The sequence below is a fragment of the Agrobacterium sp. V1 genome, assembly GCF_030518355.1.
Classification (GTDB): Bacteria; Pseudomonadota; Alphaproteobacteria; order Rhizobiales; family Rhizobiaceae; genus Agrobacterium; species Agrobacterium cucumeris.
The window spans coordinates 546,440-564,039 of sequence record NZ_JAULSF010000002.1; the positions used below are offsets into that span (position 1 = coordinate 546,440).

19 protein-coding genes are annotated in these 17,600 nt (G+C 56.1%); 15 read left to right on the forward strand and 4 right to left on the reverse strand.

What is annotated here, in order from left to right:
* Nucleotides 1–112: 112 nt before the first annotated feature.
* From QSV77_RS16660 to QSV77_RS16680, 5 genes are all read left to right on the forward strand, one after another.
* A complete protein-coding gene (locus QSV77_RS16660) occupies nt 113–901 on the forward strand; it encodes a DUF1295 domain-containing protein (RefSeq protein ID WP_302734342.1) in 789 nt (262 codons plus the stop codon).
* Complete coding sequence (locus tag QSV77_RS16665; RefSeq protein WP_302734343.1) at nt 898–1,929, forward strand: cyclopropane-fatty-acyl-phospholipid synthase family protein; 1,032 nt, start codon at nt 898–900, stop codon at nt 1,927–1,929. The genes QSV77_RS16660 and QSV77_RS16665 overlap by 4 nt, the downstream gene beginning before the upstream one ends.
* Before the next feature lie 150 nt (nt 1,930–2,079).
* The gene (locus QSV77_RS16670; RefSeq protein WP_302734344.1) at nt 2,080–4,290 is read left to right on the forward strand and encodes an ATP-binding protein; all 2,211 of its coding nucleotides are present in this window, start codon (nt 2,080–2,082) and stop codon (nt 4,288–4,290) included.
* The gene (locus tag QSV77_RS16675; RefSeq protein WP_142843561.1) at nt 4,283–4,738 is read left to right on the forward strand and encodes a response regulator; all 456 of its coding nucleotides are present in this window, start codon (nt 4,283–4,285) and stop codon (nt 4,736–4,738) included. The genes QSV77_RS16670 and QSV77_RS16675 overlap by 8 nt, the downstream gene beginning before the upstream one ends.
* A complete protein-coding gene (locus tag QSV77_RS16680) occupies nt 4,728–5,744 on the forward strand; it encodes a sensor histidine kinase (RefSeq protein ID WP_302734345.1) in 1,017 nt (338 codons plus the stop codon). The genes QSV77_RS16675 and QSV77_RS16680 overlap by 11 nt, the downstream gene beginning before the upstream one ends.
* A 57-nt stretch (nt 5,745–5,801) precedes the next feature.
* On the opposite strand, the gene QSV77_RS16685 is transcribed toward QSV77_RS16680, so the two are convergent.
* Nucleotides 5,802–6,176, reverse strand: a complete 375-nt coding sequence (locus tag QSV77_RS16685) for a response regulator (RefSeq protein ID WP_269699347.1) — start codon at nt 6,174–6,176, stop codon at nt 5,802–5,804.
* 211 nt (nt 6,177–6,387) lie between these two features.
* Between QSV77_RS16685 and QSV77_RS16690 the strand changes: the two genes are divergently transcribed.
* Genes QSV77_RS16690 through QSV77_RS16700 form a run of 3 tightly spaced genes read left to right on the forward strand, consistent with a single transcriptional unit; the run spans nt 6,388 to nt 9,318 of the window.
* Nucleotides 6,388–7,842, forward strand: coding sequence for a CHASE3 domain-containing protein (locus QSV77_RS16690; protein ID WP_271361528.1), 1,455 nt, complete (start codon nt 6,388–6,390; stop codon nt 7,840–7,842).
* Nucleotides 7,839–8,276 (forward strand): response regulator, encoded by a 438-nt coding sequence (locus QSV77_RS16695; RefSeq protein ID WP_142843558.1) that lies wholly within the window; start codon nt 7,839–7,841, stop codon nt 8,274–8,276. Before QSV77_RS16690 ends, QSV77_RS16695 begins: the two co-directional genes overlap by 4 nt.
* A gap of 4 nt (nt 8,277–8,280) precedes the next feature.
* The gene (locus QSV77_RS16700) at nt 8,281–9,318 is read left to right on the forward strand and encodes a sensor histidine kinase (protein WP_271361527.1); all 1,038 of its coding nucleotides are present in this window, start codon (nt 8,281–8,283) and stop codon (nt 9,316–9,318) included.
* A gap of 152 nt (nt 9,319–9,470) precedes the next feature.
* Here the strand turns inward: QSV77_RS16700 and QSV77_RS16705 are convergent, their stop codons facing one another.
* On the reverse strand, nt 9,471–10,283 hold the full coding sequence (locus tag QSV77_RS16705; RefSeq protein ID WP_302734346.1) for an aminotransferase class IV family protein: 813 nt from the start codon (nt 10,281–10,283) through the stop codon (nt 9,471–9,473).
* Nucleotides 10,284–10,361: 78 nt separating this feature from the next.
* Between QSV77_RS16705 and QSV77_RS16710 the strand changes: the two genes are divergently transcribed.
* The gene (locus tag QSV77_RS16710) at nt 10,362–10,724 is read left to right on the forward strand and encodes a MerR family transcriptional regulator (protein ID WP_142843555.1); all 363 of its coding nucleotides are present in this window, start codon (nt 10,362–10,364) and stop codon (nt 10,722–10,724) included.
* 74 nt (nt 10,725–10,798) lie between these two features.
* Here QSV77_RS16710 and QSV77_RS16715 read toward each other — a convergent pair whose 3' ends face one another.
* Entirely contained in the window at nt 10,799–11,263 is a 465-nt protein-coding gene (locus tag QSV77_RS16715; protein ID WP_269699353.1) for an Lrp/AsnC family transcriptional regulator, read from the reverse strand.
* A 167-nt stretch (nt 11,264–11,430) separates the two neighbouring features.
* Between QSV77_RS16715 and QSV77_RS16720 the strand changes: the two genes are divergently transcribed.
* The 5 genes from QSV77_RS16720 to QSV77_RS16740 all read left to right on the forward strand — a co-directional run bounded on the left by QSV77_RS16720 (nt 11,431) and on the right by QSV77_RS16740 (nt 15,479).
* Nucleotides 11,431–12,210, forward strand: a complete 780-nt coding sequence (locus tag QSV77_RS16720) for an ABC transporter ATP-binding protein (protein WP_302734347.1) — start codon at nt 11,431–11,433, stop codon at nt 12,208–12,210.
* A gap of 48 nt (nt 12,211–12,258) precedes the next feature.
* Nucleotides 12,259–13,032 carry a transporter substrate-binding domain-containing protein gene (locus QSV77_RS16725; RefSeq protein WP_302734348.1) on the forward strand — a complete coding sequence of 258 codons (774 nt, stop codon included), beginning with the start codon at nt 12,259–12,261 and terminating at the stop codon, nt 13,030–13,032.
* Between the two features lie 11 nt (nt 13,033–13,043).
* Nucleotides 13,044–13,769: an ABC transporter permease gene (locus tag QSV77_RS16730; protein WP_302734349.1), complete on the forward strand. Its 726-nt coding sequence runs from the start codon at nt 13,044–13,046 to the stop codon at nt 13,767–13,769.
* A 12-nt stretch (nt 13,770–13,781) separates the two neighbouring features.
* Nucleotides 13,782–14,471 (forward strand): ABC transporter permease, encoded by a 690-nt coding sequence (locus QSV77_RS16735; protein ID WP_302734350.1) that lies wholly within the window; start codon nt 13,782–13,784, stop codon nt 14,469–14,471.
* Between the two features lie 78 nt (nt 14,472–14,549).
* On the forward strand, nt 14,550–15,479 hold the full coding sequence (locus tag QSV77_RS16740) for a homocysteine S-methyltransferase family protein (RefSeq protein WP_302734351.1): 930 nt from the start codon (nt 14,550–14,552) through the stop codon (nt 15,477–15,479).
* Between the two features lie 27 nt (nt 15,480–15,506).
* Here the strand turns inward: QSV77_RS16740 and QSV77_RS16745 are convergent, their stop codons facing one another.
* A complete protein-coding gene (locus QSV77_RS16745; protein WP_302735263.1) occupies nt 15,507–16,427 on the reverse strand; it encodes a LysR family transcriptional regulator in 921 nt (306 codons plus the stop codon).
* A 132-nt stretch (nt 16,428–16,559) separates the two neighbouring features.
* Between QSV77_RS16745 and QSV77_RS16750 the strand changes: the two genes are divergently transcribed.
* Complete coding sequence (locus tag QSV77_RS16750) at nt 16,560–17,600, forward strand: aromatic ring-hydroxylating dioxygenase subunit alpha (RefSeq protein WP_302734352.1); 1,041 nt, start codon at nt 16,560–16,562, stop codon at nt 17,598–17,600.

Genomic DNA, 17,600 nt, shown 5'->3' on the forward strand with positions numbered 1-17,600 from the left:
CGGCAGTTTTTTTGATTTTTTTCCGAATGCTGAAACTCTTTTGCCGGTTCGCTCGTATTTGCCATCACGGACACCCGGCCTCGATCTGTTCAAAACGGTGAGCGAAGTAGTGATGTTTTCTGTGATCCTGATGCTTGCCATTCTCATGTCGCTGCTCATGGCCGGAGCGTGGGCATTACAGAGAGCAACCGGCTCTAGCGGCTGGATCGACACCGTCTGGTCCGCGAGCGTGGGGCTCGGAGGCGTCTTGGCTGTTTTACTGGCGGAAGGAGACGGCGGGCGACGCGCTATCGTATTTTTGCTTATTGCCGTCTGGTCCCTGCGGCTTGCCGGCCATATCGGCCTGCGCACGCGGGGCGGCGGGGAAGATCCCCGTTATGCGAAGCTCATCGAAAAATGGGGCAGTGCTGCCTCCCTGCGGCTTTTCATCTTCCTCCAGATACAGGCCGTTGCCGCCTTCGTGCTTGTTCTGGCAGTCTATCTTGCGGCCGGTAATGGCCAGAGTTTCCCGCGTGTTCTCGACCTTCTTGCCACCATGATTGCCGGTGCAGCGCTGGCGGGCGAAGCGCTCTCGGACGCACAGCTTTCGAAATTCAGGAAAACCGCTGAAGCAAAAATCGGTGTGTGTGAAACCGGTTTCTGGCGTTACTCCCGCCATCCCAATTATTTCTTCGAATGGCTCTTCTGGTGCAGCCTGCCGTTGCTGGCCGTTCAGGCCCACGCCTTGTCATGGGCCTCGCTCGCCGCACCGGTCATGATGTACTGGCTGCTCGTTCACGTCTCCGGCATTCCGCCGCTTGAAGAGCACATGCTGAAATCGCGCGGGGAAAAATTCCGCGCCCTGCAACGCCGCGTCAACGCCTTCTTTCCGGGGCCGCGCAAGAACGAGGAAACGCCATGAACATGCTCTCCTTCGCCATCAATGCCGCGGAACGTACGCCGCTTAACGACAGCGTCACTCTCGCCGGGATAGATATGCTCTGCGCAAGAACGAAACGGCGGCTTGCAAAAATCCCGGCTGATGCCGAATTGGTTTTTGCGGCCGATATGGCAAAATTCCCCATTGCCAGCCATACCGACGAGGCGAACAGGCAGCACTATGAAGTTCCCGCGGAATTTTTCGCGCTCGTTCTTGGGGCCCAGCGCAAATATTCCTGCTGTTATTATCCCGATGCCGCGACGACCCTCGATGAGGCGGAAACTGCTGCGCTGGCCGAGACCGTGGCCCATGCCGGGTTGCAGGATGGTATGGACATTCTCGAACTCGGCTGCGGCTGGGGCTCGCTTTCCCTTTATATGGCGGGGCGTTTTCCCAACGCGCGGATCACGTCCGTTTCGAATTCCGCATCGCAACGCGAATATATAATCGGCTGCGCCCGGGAGCGCGGCTTTTCCAATCTGTCGGTAGTGACCGCCGATATGAATGATTTCACCGCCGGCGCGCGTTTTGATCGCGTCGTCTCGGTGGAAATGTTCGAGCACATGTCCAACTGGCGCGCATTGTTTGAGCGTGTTCATGCATGGCTGAAGCCGGAAGGCCGCTTTTTCCTGCACGTCTTTAATCACCGTGACCGATCCTACCGTTTTGACCACAATAATCCGGCGGACTGGATCGCGCAGCATTTCTTCACCGGCGGCATCATGCCTGCCTTCGATCTTCCCCATCGTTTCGACACGCTTTTCACCGTCGAACGGGAATGGCGCTGGTCGGGATCGCATTATCGTCGGACAGCGCTCGACTGGCTGGCGAATTTCGACCGGGAGATCGAGCATATACGACCGATCCTGCAACGGGTTTATGGGGTTGATGCGCGCTTGTGGGAACGGCGCTGGCGACTGTTCTTTCTGGCAACCGCCGGGCTTTTTGGCCATGATGGCGGTGACGTCTGGGGGGTGGGTCATTATCTCATGACAAGCGTTGGGTCATAGCGACTGGAGCGACGATCTCCGGAAATTCTGGTGGTCGTCCTGACACGATTTGCTGAAAACGAGCGTTTACATCGCCGCAATAATCAATAGGTTAGCGGCATCTTTTGAGCAGGTCGATCGTTCTTCTACAAAGAGCGGCTGGAGAAAGTCATGAGTTCAGTTACGCCGAAACTGGATAGTTGCGGCGCCGAGCCCATCCACATCCCCGGCGCTATTCAGGAACATGGTGCGCTTCTGGTCCTGGCTGCCAGCGAATTTTTCGTCGTGCAGGCGAGTGATAACCTCAATGATTATATTAAGGCGTCCCTGCCGATTGGTGCGGCTGCAAATGTCACGGTCCTGCCGTTCATAGCCGCCTTATCCGAATGGTATTCCGGTGACGAAAACAATTTCAGATATGTCTGGACCGAAAAGGCACTCGATGTTTCTGCGTATCGATCCGGCGCCTTGATCATAATCGAATTCGAAAAAACGAGGCACGGCGAATCGGCTGAAAAGTTGATGGGCGAACTCACCGGTTTGGCGCAATATCTGAACAGCGCACCCTCGCTGGAAGACGCGCTTTTGCGGACAACCCAACTGGTGTCCTCTATCAGCGGTTATGACCGTACCTTGATCTATGACTTCGGGCCGGACTGGAGCGGCCATGTCGTTGCGGAAGCCGGAAGTGGCAATTTGCCGTCTTATCTTGGACTTCGCTTTCCGGCGGCCGATATTCCGCCGCAGGCGCGGCAGCTCTACACGATCAACCGCCTGCGGATGATCCCCGATGTCGATTATCGACCTGTCCCGGTCACACCGCAGCTGAATGCGGCAACGGGGGCGGTGCTTGATATGAGCTTTTCGCAGCTTCGCAGCGTATCGCCGGTCCATCTCGAATATATGCGCAACATGGGTACGGCTGCTTCCATGTCGGTGTCGATTATCGTCAACGGCACCCTGTGGGGTCTGATTGCCTGTCATCACGCCACGTCTCATTCGGTGTCCCTTGCCGTGCGTGAAGCCTGTGATTTTGCCGCACAGCTCCTGTCGATGCGGATAGCCATGGAGCAGAGTTCCCAGGATGCGTCCCGCCGCGTGGAGCTTGGCCATATTCAGGCGCGCCTGCTGAAGGGGATGGCAACGGCCGAAAAATGGGCTGATGGCCTTCTAGAAGGCGATGATCAAAGAGAAGACCTGCTGAAACAGGTGGGAGCGGATGGCGCTGCGCTCCTCCGGGGCAATGAATATGAGCTGGTTGGCAAGACGCCGTCACGGCAGCAGGTTGAAGAGCTGGTCCTGTGGCTCGGCGAGCAGGCGATCACGGATGTCTTTGCGGCTGAGAACCTTGTGAATGATTATCCTGCAGCTGCGTCTTATGCCGGCACGGCAAGCGGGATTATCGCGATGCGCATCTCGGAACTGCACGGCAGCTGGCTTATCTGGTTTCGGCCGGAAGTCGTAAAAACCGTACGCTGGGGAGGAGATCCGCATAAGACCGTGCAGGAAAGCGGGCGCATTCATCCGCGCAAGTCCTTCGAAATCTGGAAGGAGCAGGTGCGTAACACGGCTTTGCCGTGGTCTGAACCGGAGCTTTCGGCGGCACGGGAGCTTCGAAGTGCGATTATCGGCATTGTCCTGCGCAAGGCCGAGGAAATGGCAGATCTGACGCGAGAATTGCAGCGAACCAATAAGGAGCTGGAAGCTTTTTCCTATTCCGTTTCGCACGACCTGCGCGCGCCTTTCCGCCATATTGTCGGCTTTGCGCAGTTGCTGCGCGAGCGCAGCGACACCATGGACGACAAATCAGTGCATTATCTGCAAATGATCTCCGAGGCGGCTCTAGGGGCAGGCAGGCTGGTGGACGATCTTCTGAAGTTCTCGCAACTTGGCCGCACGCAAATCGCCATGAAATCTGTGGACATGGAAAAGGTGGTGAGCGAGGTTCGCCGCTCCCTGGCCCCTTCCATGACTGATCGTCAGATCGAGTGGCGTATTGGTCGTCTGCCGGTTACGCGCGGCGATCCGACCCTGTTGCGGCAGGTCTGGTACAATCTCATCGACAACGCGATCAAATATTCCCGCCAGGAACCGGTCTCGATCATCACTATCGGTGCGGTCGAAACCGAAGATGACGTCACTTATTCGGTGGACGATAATGGCGTCGGCTTCGATATGGCCTATTACAGCAAGCTCTTTGGTGTGTTCCAGAGGCTGCAACGTGTCGAGGATTTTGAGGGAACAGGTATCGGGCTTGCTCTCGTCAGGCGCATTGTTGAGCGCCATCACGGTTCGGTCAGTGCACAGGGAACCGTAGGCGAGGGAGCCTCGTTCTCCTTCACATTGCCGGTTATGAAAATTGAAGAGGAAGAAATTGCCTGAACTCAGACCTATTTTGCTGGTGGAAGATAATCCACGCGATCTGGAACTAACGCTGACCGCACTTGAGAAATGTCAACTTGCAAACGAGGTTGTTGTTGCGCGGGATGGTGCCGAAGCACTTGATTATCTCAATGTCACGGGTGCCTATCACAACCGCCCAACGGGTGATCCTACGGTCGTTCTTCTTGACCTCAAATTACCAAAAGTAGACGGGCTTGAGGTTTTGCAGATGGTCAAGGGCAGCGATCACCTGCGGCATATCCCCGTTGTCATGCTGACCTCGTCCCGCGAAGAACAGGATCTTGTGAAGAGCTACGAACTCGGCGTGAACGCCTTTGTCGTCAAGCCCGTCGAGTTCAACGAGTTTTTCAAGGCCATCAAGGATCTCGGGGTTTTCTGGGCGCTCTTGAACGAGCCACCACCGGGTGCGCGTCGCAATGGTGAATGAGGCAATGCTGCAAATGGAAGCAAGCAGGCTTCTTCTCCTTGAGGACAGCTCTGTTGATGCGGAACTGATCGAAGAGCAGCTTTCGCGAATTTCGCCGCCGCCTGCGGTGACAAGGGCGGTAGGCAAGGCATCGTTCATGGAGGCATTGGAAAACCAGCAGTTCGATATCATCCTTGCTGATTTTTCTCTGCCGGATTTCGATGGCATGTCTGCGCTCGATGTCACCATGCAAAGGTTTCCAGACACACCGTTCATTTTTGTGTCGGGCATTTTGGGTGAAGACGCAGCAATCGATGCATTCAGGCGCGGTGCGACCGATTACGTCCTCAAACAACGATTGGCAAGATTGCCGTCTGCTGTCGAACGGGCGCTTGCGGAAGCGCGGGAGAAACAGGAGCGGAAGCGGGCGGAGATCCACAAGGAATTGCTTGTCCGTGAGCTTAGCCACCGCGTCAAGAACACCATGGCGATGGTCATTTCCATCATCCGCAGAACGGCAAAGGGCAGCACCTCCGTCGACGATTATCAGGAGAGGCTTGTGGCCCGCGTGACGGCCCTTGCCGAAAGCCACGCCCTGCTTTTTCAAAGCAACTGGGGCGAGACAGATCTGAAGGATGTTGTGAAGCGGGCGATTGAGCCCCATAACAGTTTCGCAAGCCGGGTCGAACTTGAGGGTCCTGAAGGCGTTCAGGTGTCACCAAAATCCGCACTGGCGCTCGGGATGATCCTGCATGAGCTGCTGACGAATGCTCAGAAATACGGATCTCTTTCCGGAGCGCACGGGAAGGTGGAGGTTTTCTGGAAGACGCAGCGTGACAGTCAGGGGCGTGGTCATGTCGATCTCCGGTGGCAAGAAAGCGGTGGCCCCCCCGTTTCTGTTCCCCAGGAAACCGGTTTTGGAACGACCCTGATAACAAAAGGCGCCAGATACGAACTGCAGGCGGAAAGCGAAATCCACTATGATCAGGCCGGTCTGCAATACCAAGTAGCTTTCCCACTGGATTGATGTGGAAGATAAAGGGACCTGCGTACGGGGTGGCGTATTAAGCCCGGAATTCTCGCCTCACTGATTGGGTGAGAATTCATTCGCCAGAACATGTGAAAGATCGTCAAAGTTGCAGGGTTTTGAAACCACTGTCAGCCCGGCCAGCTGCGCTCGCACTCCGGGTATTTCCGCATATCCGCTGCAAACGACGAAAGGCACCTTTGCGGCCCTCAGTTCCTCGATAACCGGAAAGGACAATTCACCCCTCAGATTGAGATCGATGACGGCACCATCCAGCTCGGTTGCGTTTATTTTTTCCAGCGCCGCTTCTATGTGGGAGACGGGTCCGACAACGTTGACACCCAGATCCGACAGAAAGTCTTCCATATCCATCGCCAGAAGTGCGTCGTCTTCCAAAACAAGGATCTGTTTTCCCTGAAAATTATATCTCATGTCACCGCATTCACATCGTTTCAGCCGTGTCGGGGGCTGTTTTCACCAACATTGCTGAACTCCTGAAATCTGACGGGGTTCCACGGTTGCGTAAAAAGAAATCATTCGCATCTGCCGCAACCGTCATCTAGTTTGTCGCACTTATTAGCTGCTTACCGGGAATGTTATTGCTGTGACTGGTTTTTCACCGTTTGCCCAGCGAAGCCTTTTGATGCTTGCTGTGGGTGTCGCAATTTTGATTGGCATGGTCTCCATGTCATTATGGCTTGTTCAGGTGAACAACCGGTACTCTCAGGAAACCGCGGAATTGCGACGTGTGCGTGCAGCGGTTCTCGATGTGCTGACAACAATGCAGGACATTGAAACGGGCCAGAGAGGATATCTGCTTAGCAACAATGTCGATTATCTGGTGCCCTATGAAGAGGCGTTGCGCGGCCTGCCACAGCGCCAGTCCAGAATTCTCGATCTTCTGAAGGACGAGGACCGATATAAACAGGCCTTGTCGCAGCTGACCGAAGCGATCAATGCGAAACTGGCCGAGACCCGCGAAACGATCGATTTGCAAAAGGCCGGCCGCATGACCGAGGCGGTGGATGTCGTCCGCAACAATGACGGCAAACGCTTCATGACCGAAATCAGGGATGTTCTGTCGCGCTTGCAAACAGACACTGATGATCGGTTGCGCGTCATCGTTGGCGATCAGCTCGGTGCAGCCAATACGCTTCGATGGGTGACGGTGGGCGGCGCCCTTGCAATTCTCCTTGTCGTCGGCGGTTCGATCTTTCTCGTTTTCACCTATATCCGCGCTTTGACCAGGTCTCGGGAGGATGTTGATGAGCTCAATCGCCATCTGGAAGAACGTGTCGAGGAAAGGACGCGTGATCTTCGCCGCGCCAATCAGGAAATTCAGCGCTTTGCCTACATTGTCACCCATGACCTGCGCGCGCCGCTCGTCAATATCATGGGTTTCCTCTCCGAATTCGATACCTCGCTCAAGCCGGTGACCAGTTATGTCCTGGCTGACGGTAAAACCCCACCGGAAGAGGTGGTCCGGGAAGCACGGCTGGCGGTTCAGGAGGATATTCCCGAGGCCATTGGCTTTATCCGTTCATCGACGCGAAAAATGGATCAACTGATCAACGCCATCCTGAAAATATCTCGCGATGGTCAGCGGAAGCTGCAGCCGGAGAAGGTCGATATAGAAACATTGCTCTCGTCACTATCCGAGACGGTGCGTCATCAGATCACCGCCAATGGCGGCGAGATCGATGTTGATACGCCAAAGCTCACGATTGTTACCGATCGCATATCTCTCGATCAGATTCTTGGAAATCTCTTTGACAATGCGGTGAAATACCAGATGTCGGGTCGTCCGTTGCGGTTGACCGCGCGTGCCTACCCGGCCGGGCGCGGAGCGATTTGTATCGAGGTTGGCGACAATGGGCGCGGTATCGGCGAGCAGGATCTTGAACGGGTCTTCGAGCTTTTTCGTCGGGCAGGCAGTCAGGATCAGCCGGGAGAGGGAATAGGTCTCGCACATGTTCGTTCGCTAATAAGAAATTTAGGCGGGGACATTAGGGTGGAGTCCAAACTCGGTGAGGGCAGCACGTTTTTCCTGCTGCTGCCGAGTGACCTCAGAAGAGTGACGAAGGAAGGCGACAAATGAAAGCGACCGGTCAGGAAGTAACGATCGTGATGATCGAAGACGACGAGGGCCATGCGCGCCTGATCGAAAAAAACGTGCGGCGCGCCGGCGTGAACAACGAGATTGTGCCCTTTACGCTCGGTGCGAAGGCGCTGGATTACATCTTGGGCGAAAGTCGGGATGGGCTTGTCAGCAAAGATCGTTATCTTCTCGTACTGCTCGACCTCAATCTTCCAGATATGTCGGGCATCAACATCCTTGAGCAGATCAAGAGCAATGAATATACACGCCGTTTGCCTGTGGTGGTTTTGACGACAACCGATGATGAGACTGAAATTCAGAAATGTTATGATCTCGGTGCGAATGTTTATATAACCAAGCCGGTCGATTATGAGGGCTTTGCGAATGCCATCAAAAACCTCGGCCTGTTCTTTTCCGTAATCCAGATACCCTGAAAGCATGATGGCTCTGCGCATTTTGTATGTTGATGACGATCCAGCTCTGGCGCGGCTTTCGAGCCGCGTTCTTGGTCGTCACGGAATGGAGGTGGTTCATGCCGCCTCCGTAGCGTCTGGACTCGAGCTTTTTCAAAACGGGCAGTTCGATGTCGTGGTTCTCGACCACTATTTCCAGACGGCGACAGGCATGGAATTTCTCGCCGCGATCCAGACGATACCGGCGCGCGTTCCGGTTCTCTATGTGACGGGGTCAAACGAGGCCCAGATCGCCATAGATGCCATCAAGGCGGGCGCTGCGGACTACGTCATCAAAAACGTCGGGGACGACTTTTTTCCGCTCTTGCTCACCGCCATTAACCAGGCCCTGGAAAACCATCGCCTGCGCCAGACGAAGGAGGAGGCTGACCGTCTGCTGGTAAAGGCCAAGGAGCATGCGGAAATGATGGTGAAAGAGATGAACCATCGTGTCGCAAACAGCCTTTCGCTGGTCTCGGCCATGATCCGCCTGCAAATAAATACCCTGAAGTCGCAGGAAGCGGAAACCGCGTTGCTGGAAACGCAAAGCAGGATTTCAGCTATCGCTGGCGTTCATCGCAGCCTTTATAATACAGCCAATGTGGGACTTGTATCCCTCGGTTCGTACCTGACCTCCATCATCAGCGATCTGTTTCAAGCCGTACCCGGCTCCTCCTCCATCACGGTTGAAACGTCACTATGCGAGGTTGATCTGAACGCAGACCACGCCGTTGCTCTCGGTGTCATCATTACCGAACTGCTGACCAATGCGCTGAAATATGCCTATCCCGATCAAACCGGGACCGTGCGGGTCAATCTGTCAGAGCAGGACGGACAGTTCGTTCTTGTCGTGGAAGATGACGGAATAGGATCGGGGCCTGATGCATCGCCGAAGGGCACCGGGTTAGGCACAAAACTGATCATGGCAATGGCGAAGAACATCAATGCCCGCGTCAATCAGACGTATACTCATCCGGAACGGAACGCGGGAACGCGTTACACGATGACGTGGAATGAAAAGTAGCGGCTGCCTATTGCCTTCCTGACATGTATTTCTGCATTTGAGGCGACGCTCAAGCTCGTCGCACTCTTCTTGGTTCGACAGGAAAATCGGTGAGTTCCTGATTGAACGCTCTCTCAAACGGTTACCTTTGCCGAAAGCGGACATCATGCCTTTTAGATGGCGACCAACGGCTCTCGCGCATAGGCCTCTTTGAGGATTTCTATTAGGGTCGCTGACGAGGGTACAGAAACAGCATCAAAGCCGTTGACGGCAACACCCGGCGTCCACGAATTCATGAGTGCTGCGCCTTTCATATCAGCCAGCCGCGCGAGTGTGATCTGCTCTTCCCGCTGGGTAATTCCAAGGATTGCAAGTTGACGGCGGATGATCCCCATCGTGACGCCTGGCAGAAGCGCTGCCTTGGGCCAGACAACGGCTTTTCCGTCCCAGAACACTATGTTCCAGATAGTGGCTTCGCTTACATGTCCATGACGATCGACGAATACCGCATCGTCAAAACCATTTTCGACAGCGCGTCGGAGATACTGCGTTTTTGATGCCTCGCCGACATGTTTGATCGTTGGAAATGGCCTCTCGTGCTGGACGACGGTCAAGCGCAGAGGTCCTTCAGGGCCATCGAACGAGGGTGCTGTGCGCACTAAAACGGCCGGATCGTTGTCAACTCCGGTCGGCGTAAACTCGCCGCTCCGAGAGTACATCGTTGCCGTTACCGAAACTGCCGAAGGCGCATCCTGTAAGACGTTCCGAATACGTTCCCGCACCAGATCGTCGGACAGTGCTTGCCCAAAAAACTCAACCGATGCACGATGCAGCCGAGATAAGTGAAGGTCCAATCCCCTTACTGCGCCATCGCGAACTTGCATGGCCGTAAAGTGCGCGAAGCCTGCGAAAGCCAGAGAAGAGAGAGCTTCGACTGTAGCCTCACGGCCGTCGATCTCCGTCCTAAAATCAAACTGATTAGTCATTCTAATGCTCCTTTTGCAATTTACATTCTGGAGCCTTCTCCCTACAGTCTGACAGTACTGTCAGAGTCAAGGGCTAACATGAAGATCGGCGAATTGTCTCGAAGGACCGGCATCAGCATAAGAATGCTGCGTTATTACGAAACAGAGGGTCTTCTCTCACCGGTTCGTACTCAATCGGGATATCGTGATTACAGTCATGCCGACGTGGAGACCGTTGGACGTATCGGATTGCTTTCAGATGCAGGCATGACATTGGCAGTCATCCGGCAGTTCCTACCGTGTTCCCTTGACCGACGGCACGCTTTCGAACCCTGCGACGAATTGAAGTCACAATTGCATACGCAAATAAGTTCGATTGACGAGAAGAGCCGCAAACTATCAGAAAGCCGGAACCTTTTGGCCGGGCTGTTAAAAGCGTTTGAGGAATCGACACCCACGTAAACTCACTCGAAGACACACGGCCGGCAACGCCAAATGGTCGGTGCATCTGAGATCCGCCGTAGTGGGCGTGAGCATTACTCCGGCGGCACGAACAGGCCGAGTTTGACGTCGCGCAGCACTACATTCGTGTGCATTCGGCGGATCTGCGGATTTTCCGCCATGATCAACGCGGCGATGTCGTCATAGTGTTCGACGTCGCGGGCGGTGACGATCGCAATAAGATCGACCGCGCCGGTAACGTAATAGACCTGCTGGATATGATCCTGCTTCTCCACCCAGACGCGAAACTTCGCCAGCGCGTCATAATTGTCCCGCTCGATCTCCATTCCGACGATAAACACCATCGATGTTGCCGTTGCTTTTCGATCGATGACGGCGACTTCCGCTCTGATAATCCCTTCTTCGCGCAGACGCTTCAACCGTCTTTGTACGGCCGAGGCGGACAGGCCCACCCGTTCCGCGATCGTTTCGGCCCTCAACTGGCAGTCTCGCTGAATGATATCCAGAATGTCACGGTCAAAACGATCCAGTTGTTCCATTGTCTGATCCAGTTCGGTTTCAGTTACGGCCCTTCAGGTATTTCGCCGCACTTGCCGCATGAAGAAGATTATTTTGCATGAAAAAAGCAAAATAGATAGAAATTGCGCGAAAAAACCGCGTTATTTTGTCATTATTCTCCGCAAATTCAAATTAGCCGGAACCATGTATGCCAGACCAGTCCTTTCCTGCTCTTCGCGTCGAAGATCTCCACAAAAGCTTCGGCCCGCATCAGGTTCTCAAAGGGATTTCGGTGCAGGCCCACAAGTCTGATGTGATTTCCATTATTGGCTCCTCGGGTTCCGGCAAAAGCACCTTCCTCAGATGCATCAATTTTCTGGAAACGCCCGATCGCGGCCGCATTGCTGTGAACGGCGAGGAGATAGCGCTGAAGGCCGGTCGCGACGGGCGGTTGCAGCCGCGCAGCTGGCGACAGGTTGAACGGCTGCGCACCGGGCTCGGCATGGTCTTTCAAAGCTTCAATCTCTGGGCGCATCGCACAGTGCTGGAGAACGTCATCGAGGCGCCTGTTCATGTCATGGGCATGCCGCGGCGTGAGGCGATCGAAAAAGCCGAGGCCCTGCTTCACAAGGTCGGACTTTTCGAAAAGCGCGACACCTATCCGGCCTTCCTTTCCGGGGGGCAGCAGCAGCGTGCGGCGATCGCCAGAGCGCTTTGCGTCGACCCTGATGTCATGCTGTTCGATGAGCCGACATCGGCGCTAGATCCGGAACTGGTCGGCGAGGTTCTCAAAGTCATCCGCGATCTCGCGGAAGAGGGCAGAACCATGCTGATCGTCACGCATGAAATGCGCTTTGCCCGCGATGTCTCGAACCGCGTTCTCTTCCTTCATCAGGGACAGGTCGAGGAGGAAGGCCCGCCGGAACAAATATTCGGTGCACCCGTCAGTGCCCGATGCCGGGAATTCACCGGCTTCATCGCCCACTGACGCACAACCCGCCATCATCGACAACACCCATCAGGAGAAACCTTGCGAATGAAACTGCTTCCCATGTTTTTCGCCGGCGCGGCGTTTGCGCTGTCTGCCTTCACGGCACAGGCCGAAGTCCGCTTTGGCATCATGAACGAATCCTATCCGCCCTTCTTCGCCAAGGACGCCTCGGGCACATGGCACGGATGGGAAATCGACCTTATGAACGCGGTCTGCGAAGAGATGAAGGAAAAATGCTCCATCGTGGATATTTCCTGGGACGGCCTCATTCCGGCCCTGCAGAGCAAAAAGTTCGATGTGATCTGGTCGTCCATGTCGAACACGGCGGAGCGCTCGAAGGTGATCGACTTCACCGACAAATATTACAACACGCCAAGCACGCTGATCGGCCCCAAAGACCAGAAGCCCGGCGCCACGGCTGAAGACGTGAAGGGCAAGACGATCGGCATTCAGGTGTCGACCATCCAGTCTGAGTACTACAAAAAGTATTTTGCCGGCGTCGCCGACGAAAAGACCTATCAGACGCTCGATGAGGCATTCCAGGATCTGGCTGCTGGCCGCATCGACTATGTCTTCGGTGATTCACTGGCACTCGACGCCTTCCTGAAAAGCGATGGTGGCAAGGATTGCTGCGTGAAAATGGGCGACGTTGCCGATGACAAGGAAATACTTGGAGCCGGCGTTTCGGGTGGCCTGCGCAAGGAAGATACCGAACTGAAAGCCAAGCTGAACAAGGCGATAGCTGCGGTTCACACCAATGGCCAGTATGAAGCGATCACGAAGAAATACTTCGATTTCGACATCTACGGCGCGAAGTAAACAGTCAGCAGATGGCGAACGCGCAACAGGGTATTCTGGAACTGCTGTCTCCCTATCCTCCGGGATGGGGCGGCGTGCTTTTGGCAGGTGCCGTCGCCACGGTCGCCATCTCGGCCTGCGCCTTCGCGATCGGGCTGTTGCTCGGCACGGCCGGTGCGCTTGGAAAGCTTTCGGGTCATCCTTGGCTCCGGCTTCCGCTTGATCTCTATACGACGGTGATCCGCTCCGTTCCGGAATTGATCCTGATCGTCGGGCTCTATTATGCGGGCACCGATGGTCTCAATCGACTGCTGGCGGCTCTCAACCTGCCGCCTGTCGAGGTCAACGGTTTCATCGCGGCCGTCGCCGTATTGGGTTTCGTTCAGGGCGCCTACATGACGGAAGTGCTGCGCGGCGCAATCCTCGCCATCCCCGCCGGGCAGATCGACGCCGCCAAGGCCTTTGGCATGGGGCCGGTCCTGAGGTTCCGCCGCGTCCTGCTGCCGGCACTTCTGCCCAATGCGCTGCCGGGCCTTGCCAATCTATGGATGTCGGTCACCAAGGATAGCGCGCTGGTCGCGGTGGTTGGCTATCAGGAACTGGCGCTCGCCACCCGTCTCGCCGGGGCAAGCACCAAACATTACTTCCTGTTCTTCCTGGCGTCGGCATTTCTTTACCTCGCCATCACGCTCGTTTCCAACGTCGTCGTCAAAATGATCGAAGGACGGGTGCGGCGCGGACATCCGCGCCTTGCCTGAGGAAAGCACCCCATGAGTTTTGACTGGATACCGAACTATTGGCCGCTGCTTCTGACGGGTGCGTGGCAGACGGTCGCGCTGCTGGTGATCTCGGTGGTGTTCGGCTTCATCCTCGCCATCGGGCTTGCTTTCGCGCAGGTCAGCGGAGGCAGGCTGACGCGGCTTTTGGCTCGCGGCTACTGCACCTTCTTTCGCGGCACGCCGCTGCTGATCCAGCTCTGGCTGCTTTATTACGGGGTCGGTTCGCTGCTGCCCATGGTTCCCGGGCTTCGCCAGAGCCTGTTCTGGCCGATTTTGCGCGAGGGCTTCTTTTTCGCCGCCGTCAGCTTCACGCTGAATTATGCGGCTTATGAGGCCGAGGTCTTGCGCGGAGCGCTGCTTGCCGTTCCCAAAGGCGAACTCGAAGCCGGTCGGGCCTTTGGCCTTTCACCCTGGAAGCTGACCCGCCGCATCTGGCTGCCACGCGCCATTCGCATCGCCCTGCCGACGATTGCGGGAGAAATCATCATGCAGCTAAAGGCGACGCCGCTCGCCTTCACCGTCACCGTGATGGATCTCTATGCGGTGGCCAACAAGGTTCGCCAGGACACCCTGCTGGTCTATGAGCCGCTGCTCGTTGTTACCTGCTTCTATCTTGCCCTGACGGCCGTGATCGCCCGTGTCTTTCGAGGTCTGGAAGCACAGGTGCCGGTTCGCCGCTAGCTGGACGGACAATCCACCACATTGTTTTGAAAATTCCGCTGCCGGTGACGGCGCGATAGCCTGAATGGAGATGAACTCATGAGCACAATACGAATTCTCGACGGCGGTATGAGCCGCGAGCTGCTGCGGCTGGGCGCCGAGCTTAAGCAGCCTGAATGGTCGGCACTGGCCTTGATGAATTCACCTGACATTGTGCGCGAGGTACACAGGGAATTCATCGCCGCGGGTACGCAGATCATCACCACGAACAGCTACGCGCTCGTCCCCTTCCACATCGGCGAGGAAAGGTTTCGGAACGAGGGGCCAGCGCTGATCCGCCTCGCAGGCCGTCTGGCGCGGGAAGCAGCCGATGCGGTCACGGATCGCAAAGTGCTGGTTGCCGGTTCGCTGCCGCCGATCTTCGGCTCCTACGAGCCGCAGAATTTTCAGCCTTCGCGAGTGCAGGACTATCTGAAAGTGCTTGTCGAAAACCTTGCGCCCTTCGTCGACGTATGGCTCGGCGAGACGCTGAGCCTGATCGCCGAGGCGGACGCCGTCCGCGAAGCGGTGGCGGCAACCGGCAAACCGCTCTGGATTTCGTTTACACTGGAGGATGGCGAGGCAGCGATAAGCGGCGACGAACCGAAACTCCGGTCAACCGAAACTGTAGAAAATGCCGCATCCTGGCTGGCCTCATCCGGTGCCGAAGCCATTTTGTTCAATTGCAGCAAGCCCGAGGTCATGCAGGGGGCCGTAGAGGTGGCAGCGCGTGTCTTCCGGGAGAAGAATGTCCGCCTCGAAATCGGTGTCTACGCCAATGCCTTCGAAGGCGAACAGGGTGAAGCGGCCGCCAATGAGGGCCTGCACGACACGCGCAAGGATTTGAATGACGATGTCTATTCGCGTTATGCCTGCTCCTGGGCAGAGGCCGGCGCGACGATCATCGGCGGCTGCTGCGGCATCGGGGCTGCCCATATTCACCGCTTGAGGATGACACTTCCAAATGGGCAAACAGAAAGGCCGCAATAGCGATCGCGATCTGCGAAGTTTCCCCGATCAGGCGCTGCCCGCTGGAGATGAGATGACGGATTGCTTTTTCGCAATCCCCATCACCCACATATGAAATTCTCTTCCATAGGGTTTCTCAAATGCGGAGCGATCCCAGGCCAGATAATAACTCTCGGGAAGTGGAAGGCGAATATCAAACGGCACGATAAGAGTGCCTGCCTCCAACTCGTCCTCGATCATAGAAAGCTGAGCCAGAACGAATCCGTGGCCGTTGACGGCGGCGTCGATTGCGTTGCTCGAAAGTGCGAAAAACAGACTTGAGAGTCGTTCATTCACGGTCGCACCAACGAGCTGCGCCCATTCGCTCCACTGTGGCGGCCGGCTGTAATGGGATTCCCACTCGATGTTGAGCAAAGGGAATTTGAGAACGTCCGCTGCGGTCGCCAGAGTTCGGTCGCCCAGCAGACGGGGCGAGCAGGCGGGAACTACCCAGTCCGTGTAGAGAGGAGCGAAATGGGCGTGCACTTCTGCGCGCTTTCCATAGGTTATGCGGAAATCGCTCTGCCCGGCTGTGAGGCTGGGTTCGTCGTCCTTGCCGATGATGCGAACATTGGCTTCGGGGTAGAGAGCCTGCCAATCGAAGATCTTGCGGCCGATCCATTTGTTGACGACCGAACTGAGAGCAGTGAGCACAATGCCGGTCTGGCTCCGCGCCCGCTCAAGCACATCGACGGAATGATGAAGCTGGTTGAAACCCTTGGCGACTTCCTTGTGAAGAAGGATGCCCCATGACGTCAACTCCACACGGCGTCCCACGCGCTCAAGAAGCGTGACGCCGAGATGATCCTCAAGCTTGCGCACCTGTTGGCTGATGGCGCTGGGTGTCACGCCAAGCTCCTTTGCAGCGGTCCTCATCGTACCGCACCTTCCAACGGCTTCAAAAGCTTGCAGGGCATGGAGGGGAGGCATGGCCAAGACGGTATCTCCGATTCTGTCTTTTGTTAAGTTTTTCTAAACAAGAACGCAATGGAAATCCGCTTGTCGGCCAGCGCCACAAAGAAAATACTTCTCTCACTGGAAGCTGGAATAAGGGGAAGAAAAATGTTTCTCAGGAATGCCTGGTACGTCGCGACATGGGATCATGAAATCGGCCGCGACCTGACGCCCGTTACGATGCTCGGCGAAAATATCGTCCTTTATCGCCTGCAGAGTGGAAAGCTGGCAGCCCTTGAAGATGCCTGTCCCCATCGCAAGCTGCCCTTATCCATGGGGCGCATCAAGGGCGATGATGTTGAATGTGGTTATCATGGCCTGACCTTCGACTGTTCGGGCGCCTGCACCCGCGTGCCGGGCGCAGAGCGTATTCCACATGTGGCCTGCGTGCGGTCCTATCCGGTCGAAGAACGTTACGGTCTTGTTTGGATCTGGATGGGTGATGCTGCGAAAGCCGATCCCGCCGAGATTTTCCATGTCGAGCATTTCGGTGATCCGTCCTGGGGCGTCAATCGCGGCGAGTCCATGACGATCAACTGCAATTACCTCTACATGACGGATAATCTGCTTGATCCGTCCCACGTCGCCTGGGTGCATCAGAGTTCGTTCGCCAGTTCGGCCTGCGAAGAAACGCCGCTGGAAACGACGGTGAAAAGCGATGGCGTGGTGGTCTGGCGGTGGATGCTGGATTCGGAACCCGCGCCTTTCTACGCTCCCTTTCTGCAGTTCGAAGGGACGTGCGACCGCAAACAGCATTACGAGGTTCGCTATCCCAGCAACGCCATCATCAAGGCGATCTTTGCACCGTCCGGCTCCGGTGGCGAGGGCCGGGAGTTGCCGGACAATACGTTCCTGATGGACAGCTACAACTTCATGACGCCGGTGGATGAAAACCGCACGAAATATTACTGGTTCCAGATGCGCAATTTCGCGCCCAACGACCCGGATGTTTCGGCGCGTTTTGCAACCTCCGTTCGCGGTGCGTTTGAAGAGGACCGTATCGTGCTGGAAGCGGTTCATCACGGTATTGCCAACAAGCAGACCCCCAACCTTGATCTGAAGATCGACGTTGGCCCCCTGCGGTTCCGGCGTAAACTTTCGCAGATGATCGAAAGCGAGACTGTGAGCATGGTCGCTGCCGCAGAATAA

What these genes read in the sequence shown, in the direction of transcription:
- QSV77_RS16700 (WP_271361527.1), top strand. Translation starts at nt 8,281, where the DNA reads ATGATGGCTCTGCGCATTTTGTATGTTGATGACGATCCAGCTCTGGCG.
- QSV77_RS16725 (WP_302734348.1), top strand. Translation starts at nt 12,259, where the DNA reads ATGAAACTGCTTCCCATGTTTTTCGCCGGCGCGGCGTTTGCGCTGTCT.
- QSV77_RS16680 (WP_302734345.1), top strand. Translation starts at nt 4,728, where the DNA reads ATGGTGAATGAGGCAATGCTGCAAATGGAAGCAAGCAGGCTTCTTCTC.
- QSV77_RS16660 (WP_302734342.1), top strand. Translation starts at nt 113, where the DNA reads ATGTTTTCTGTGATCCTGATGCTTGCCATTCTCATGTCGCTGCTCATG.
- QSV77_RS16695 (WP_142843558.1), top strand. Translation starts at nt 7,839, where the DNA reads ATGAAAGCGACCGGTCAGGAAGTAACGATCGTGATGATCGAAGACGAC.
- QSV77_RS16730 (WP_302734349.1), top strand. Translation starts at nt 13,044, where the DNA reads ATGGCGAACGCGCAACAGGGTATTCTGGAACTGCTGTCTCCCTATCCT.
- QSV77_RS16745 (WP_302735263.1), bottom strand. Translation starts at nt 16,427, where the DNA reads ATGCCTCCCCTCCATGCCCTGCAAGCTTTTGAAGCCGTTGGAAGGTGC.
- QSV77_RS16685 (WP_269699347.1), bottom strand. Translation starts at nt 6,176, where the DNA reads ATGAGATATAATTTTCAGGGAAAACAGATCCTTGTTTTGGAAGACGAC.
- QSV77_RS16670 (WP_302734344.1), top strand. Translation starts at nt 2,080, where the DNA reads ATGAGTTCAGTTACGCCGAAACTGGATAGTTGCGGCGCCGAGCCCATC.
- QSV77_RS16715 (WP_269699353.1), bottom strand. Translation starts at nt 11,263, where the DNA reads ATGGAACAACTGGATCGTTTTGACCGTGACATTCTGGATATCATTCAG.
- QSV77_RS16735 (WP_302734350.1), top strand. Translation starts at nt 13,782, where the DNA reads ATGAGTTTTGACTGGATACCGAACTATTGGCCGCTGCTTCTGACGGGT.
- QSV77_RS16740 (WP_302734351.1), top strand. Translation starts at nt 14,550, where the DNA reads ATGAGCACAATACGAATTCTCGACGGCGGTATGAGCCGCGAGCTGCTG.
- QSV77_RS16705 (WP_302734346.1), bottom strand. Translation starts at nt 10,283, where the DNA reads ATGACTAATCAGTTTGATTTTAGGACGGAGATCGACGGCCGTGAGGCT.
- QSV77_RS16690 (WP_271361528.1), top strand. Translation starts at nt 6,388, where the DNA reads ATGCTTGCTGTGGGTGTCGCAATTTTGATTGGCATGGTCTCCATGTCA.
- QSV77_RS16710 (WP_142843555.1), top strand. Translation starts at nt 10,362, where the DNA reads ATGAAGATCGGCGAATTGTCTCGAAGGACCGGCATCAGCATAAGAATG.
- QSV77_RS16720 (WP_302734347.1), top strand. Translation starts at nt 11,431, where the DNA reads ATGCCAGACCAGTCCTTTCCTGCTCTTCGCGTCGAAGATCTCCACAAA.
- QSV77_RS16665 (WP_302734343.1), top strand. Translation starts at nt 898, where the DNA reads ATGAACATGCTCTCCTTCGCCATCAATGCCGCGGAACGTACGCCGCTT.
- QSV77_RS16750 (WP_302734352.1), top strand. Translation starts at nt 16,560, where the DNA reads ATGTTTCTCAGGAATGCCTGGTACGTCGCGACATGGGATCATGAAATC.